The sequence below is a fragment of the Streptomyces sp. BK79 genome, assembly GCF_044142145.1.
GTDB lineage: Bacteria > Actinomycetota > Actinomycetes > Streptomycetales > Streptomycetaceae > Streptomyces.
Genome location: NZ_JBHVOC010000093.1, coordinates 1 through 478, shown reverse-complemented (window position 1 = coordinate 478; position 478 = coordinate 1). Strand labels below are relative to the sequence as shown.

Annotated in this window: 1 protein-coding gene; it reads left to right on the top strand. The window is 64.6% G+C overall.

The genetic code is table 11. The features are described 5' to 3' along the window. Positions 1-478: alpha-amylase family glycosyl hydrolase (locus tag ACFIF2_RS35930; RefSeq protein ID WP_395577493.1), on the top strand; the 478-nt coding region annotated here is incomplete at both ends.

Sequence of the window (478 nt, the reverse complement as noted above, 5' to 3'; positions counted from 1 at the left end):
TCCGTACGGCGACTACTACGTCTGGGCGGACGACGACAAGCAGTTCCAGGACGCGCGGATCATCTTCGTCGACACCGAGGCGTCGAACTGGACCTACGACCCGGTGCGCAAGCAGTACTTCTGGCACCGCTTCTTCTCGCACCAGCCGGACCTCAACTACGAGAACCCGGCCGTGCAGGAGGAGATGATCTCCGCGCTGAAGTTCTGGCTGGACCTGGGCATCGACGGGTTCCGGCTGGACGCGGTGCCGTACCTCTACCAGGAGGAGGGCACCAACTGCGAAAACCTTCCGGCGACGCACGCGTTCCTGAAGCGGGTGCGCAAGGAGATCGACGCCCAGTACCCGGACACGGTCGTACTGGCGGAGGCCAACCAGTGGCCGGAGGACGTCGTCGACTACTTCGGCGACTTCGCCTCCGGCGGCGACGAGTGCCACATGGCGTTCCACTTCCCGGTCATGCCGCGCATCTTCATGGCG